We start from the raw sequence: 3,241 nt of genomic DNA, 5'->3' as shown, positions 1-3,241 counted from the left end.
GTATCACACAGGATCACTTAACTGATCAGAGACGCTTCCCCAACCTCAGTTTGAGGCATTGAAGTGGAGGGTGAGGACGGCCTGGACGAGCGCGGTGACGCGGGTGGTGCTGCACCGCAACTTGCGCAGGAGGCGCCAGGTCTTGAGGGTGGCCATGGCCTGCTCTCCGAGCGCACGGATCTGCGCGTGGGAGCTACTGACCGCGCGCTGCCCTGCAAACAGCTTCTGCCAGCGGCCACGGTAAGGCATTCGCACCGTGCGGCCGGCGCCTTGGTAACCCTTGTCGGCCCAGCATCGGATGCCGGCGTCGGCCAGGGCGTCGCGTTCGGCCATACTCGTGCGGCTGCCCCGGCCAGGCGGCTGGCGAGGGTGGGCAGCAGGGACACCACTCCGGGGACTGCGAGAGCCGCCTCGGCGACAGCCTGACGGACGGCGGTGGCATCGCCGGAGGTCACGGCGTTCCCTCCTGCCGATCCCGCTCGGCGTCCGTCGTGCCGGATGACTCAAAGGCCGGGTCCAGCACGTCGATCACCTCGAGATCGATTGCCGTCACGGTCAGGCCGAGGCTTTGGGCTGCGGCCTTCCTGACCTGGGAGCGGACCCGATCGGCCGTCTCGGTCAGTGGGCGGCCGAGGTTCGCAGCGAGTGTCATGGCCACATGCACGCCAGTGTCGGCGTCAGCGGGAGTCAGACGGCAACTCGCGGCGCGGGCACCGGTCACCATGTCCGCGGCCCGCCGCAGAACCTTCGCCGCCGCCGTTTCGGCGATGAACAGATCACGTACCGGATCGTCCAGCGGTAGCAGCCGGCCGAGCCTCACCTCGGCTCGCACGATGTCCATGACGCGGTCGATGAGCGTCTGTGCATGGGGCGGTTCCTGCGCGCGCAGGGCTCGAGTCGCCTCGTCGAGCGCCGACAGCCCGGCCGCGGCATCGCGGCAGTACGGGCAGCGGGCGGTGTGCGGATCAGCGAGGGGCCAGGCGTCGCGGGCCTGCTCCCAGGCGTGACGGAGCGGGCGCCCGCAGGTCAAAAGCTCGTCGCCGGTGAGCCGGGAGACCTTTTCCAGGACCGCGCCGGCGGTGGGCGGCTGCGGGCGCCGCCTGACGGTATCGGCAGACCGAGAGTGACGGTCGTCTAGCGCCATGATTTCAGCGCCTCCTTAAGGGACCGGCGCGCTCGGTACAGTCTCCCGCGCACCGTCTGCTCGCTGGTACTCGTCACGTGGGCGATCTCTTCGTAGGCGAGCCCGTGCAGCTCCCGCAGGATCCAGCATGCCCGTTGCTCGGGGTCCAGGGCGGCGAGCGCGGTCGTCAGGGCGACGGTGAGTGCGTCCTGTTCCGCGACCCCGCTCGGCGAACTGCCCATCCCGGCGGCGGGTTCGGTGACGGCATTCAGCGGGAGTGTCGCCCTACGGTGACGCCGCGCGTTGAGGCAGCGGTTGACGGTGATGCGGTACATCCAGGTCCGGAACGCCGCGGTGTGCCGGAACTCCGGCAAACGCTGCCAGGCGCTGACGAAGGCGTCCTGCACGGCGTCTTCGGCATCCTGGGCATTGCCCAGCATGCGGAAGGCCAGGGCCAGCATGGAGGGGCTGTGGCGCCGCACCAGCAAGGCGAAAGCTTCCGCGTCTCCTTCACCGGCCCGTACGGCCAGCAGATCGTCGGGTACGCGCAGAGGGCTGTTCGCCGCCGTCTCGTCGCGGTGCTGGGGCGCCGTGAGAGCCTCACGGAGGGAGGGTTCGGCCGGTTCCGGGGATGAAGGCCGGGCGCACTTGATCATGGCCGCTCCACCTCCTTCGGACGCCCAGGTGCGCCGTAGCGTCGATGCCACGCGTTTCCGGTATGTCGTGATACGCGTGCCCGTGCCGTCGCACGTGATGCATGCATGTTCATGTGCGGTGTGAGGATTGCCGTCGGCGTGTGTCCAATCCTTCGAGGGCACCACGGCGATGCTTGCACCAAACGATCGAGGCGAGTGCCATGACGGACACCACTGACCGCCCCACGGGCGGTGATCAGAACCAGGGACGTATCCTGCAGGGCCGTCCCGGCCCCGGGACGCCGCCCGAGACTCGCGGGAAGACCACCATCGCCGACGGCGTGGTGGCGAAGATCGCCGGCATGGCGGCTCGCGAGGTACCCGGTATCCACAGTCTCGGCGCCGGGATGGCCCGGGCGCTCGGCGCTGTGCGCGACCGCGTCCCAGGCGGTGGAGCGAGCGGCGTCACGCGCGGCGTGAAGGTCGAGGTCGGTGAACGCCAGGCGGCCCTCGACCTGGACGTCATGGTCGACTACGGGTTCTCGATCGTCGACGTCGCCGGCGACGTGCGCGTCAACGTCATCTCCGCCGTGGAGAGGATGACCGGTCTGGAGGTAGTCGAGGTGAACCTCGTCGTCGACGACGTGTACCTGCCCGAGGAGGAAGAGTCCGAGCCGACCGAGAGCCGCGTGACATGACTGGCCGCAGCCGGACTGCCCCGGCGCCGTAATGCGGTGGTCGTACCCCGTGCAGTTGCATAACAGGTGGGCCCCGTACACCAGATGGGGTGAGCAAGTGATGAACGCAGCGACAGTGGGGCTGTTGGCGGGGATCGCCCTTGGCTTCGCCGGCTTCTTCGGCGGCTTCTGGGCCTTCCTCCTGGTGCTGGTCCTGGCTGCGGCGGGACTGTTCGTCGGCCTCGCCGTACAGGGCGACGTCGACGTCTTCACCCGGCGGCAGCGGTGAGCACCGGCGCCACCCAGGCAGACTCCCCCGCAGCCGGGGCAAAACGGCACACGAGTGCCCCGCCGCTTCCGCCCGCCGCGGAGCGCGGCGCCACCGTGATCTCCGAGAAGGCCGTGGCCCGTGTAGCCGCCAGGGCGGCACGTACGGCACTCAGGCGGCAGACCGGCGGGCCGCTCGCCCGCCAGGGCCTGACCGAGCCCGACGTCTTTGCCAGCACACACGGCGGCAGGACACGGCTGGCTCTGTCCCTGGACCTGCCCTACCCCGCTGACCTCGTCGGAGCCTGCCAACGGCTGAGCAGCGAGATCGCCGACGACGTATCCGCACTGACTGGCCTTCAGGTGAGCGAGGTGGCCCTGACCATCCGACGGCTGGTGCACGTCAGCGGCCCGCGCCGCCGACGCGTCCAGTGACCCCGCTGCTCCCGAAACGACCTGCCGTACCGAGCCCTCCCCGGTACCGGCCACGGGCCGCTCATGAAGGTGGGCACACCATGACTTCCCCCACAGGCCCCTCA

5 protein-coding genes and 1 pseudogene are annotated in these 3,241 nt (G+C 69.7%); 3 read left to right on the top strand and 3 right to left on the bottom strand.

All coding sequences use genetic code 11. The features are described 5' to 3' along the window. Nucleotides 1-45: 45 nt before the first annotated feature. From StrepF001_RS44840 to StrepF001_RS44830, 3 genes and pseudogenes are all read right to left on the bottom strand, one after another. Nucleotides 46-321 (bottom strand): annotated as a pseudogene (locus StrepF001_RS44840) (transposase family protein); the annotation flags it as partial. Nucleotides 322-451: 130 nt separating this feature from the next. After that, nucleotides 452-1,144 (bottom strand): Asp23/Gls24 family envelope stress response protein, encoded by a 693-nt coding sequence (locus tag StrepF001_RS44835; RefSeq protein WP_129803819.1) that lies wholly within the window; start codon nucleotides 1,142-1,144, stop codon nucleotides 452-454. Further along, the gene (locus tag StrepF001_RS44830; RefSeq protein ID WP_129803818.1) at nucleotides 1,135-1,779 is read right to left on the bottom strand and encodes a sigma-70 family RNA polymerase sigma factor; all 645 of its coding nucleotides are present in this window, start codon (nucleotides 1,777-1,779) and stop codon (nucleotides 1,135-1,137) included. The genes StrepF001_RS44835 and StrepF001_RS44830 overlap by 10 nt, the downstream gene beginning before the upstream one ends. Before the next feature lie 200 nt (nucleotides 1,780-1,979). Between StrepF001_RS44830 and StrepF001_RS44825 the strand changes: the two genes are divergently transcribed. From StrepF001_RS44825 to StrepF001_RS44820, 3 genes are all read left to right on the top strand, one after another. After that, nucleotides 1,980-2,456 carry an Asp23/Gls24 family envelope stress response protein gene (locus tag StrepF001_RS44825; RefSeq protein WP_129803817.1) on the top strand — a complete coding sequence of 159 codons (477 nt, stop codon included), beginning with the start codon at nucleotides 1,980-1,982 and terminating at the stop codon, nucleotides 2,454-2,456. Nucleotides 2,457-2,556: 100 nt separating this feature from the next. After that, a complete protein-coding gene (locus StrepF001_RS46155; protein WP_165396593.1) occupies nucleotides 2,557-2,724 on the top strand; it encodes a hypothetical protein in 168 nt (55 codons plus the stop codon). Between the two features lie 95 nt (nucleotides 2,725-2,819). Next, nucleotides 2,820-3,137: a hypothetical protein gene (locus StrepF001_RS44820; RefSeq protein ID WP_240798011.1), complete on the top strand. Its 318-nt coding sequence runs from the start codon at nucleotides 2,820-2,822 to the stop codon at nucleotides 3,135-3,137. The last annotated feature ends 104 nt before the right edge of the window (nucleotides 3,138-3,241 follow it).

Origin of the sequence: Streptomyces sp. F001 (genome assembly GCF_004187715.1) — a bacterium.
In the GTDB taxonomy this organism is placed as follows: domain Bacteria; phylum Actinomycetota; class Actinomycetes; order Streptomycetales; family Streptomycetaceae; genus Streptomyces; species Streptomyces flavusporus.
The sequence above is the reverse complement of the archived record's forward strand: the minus strand, read 5'-3'. Positions and strand labels throughout refer to the sequence as shown.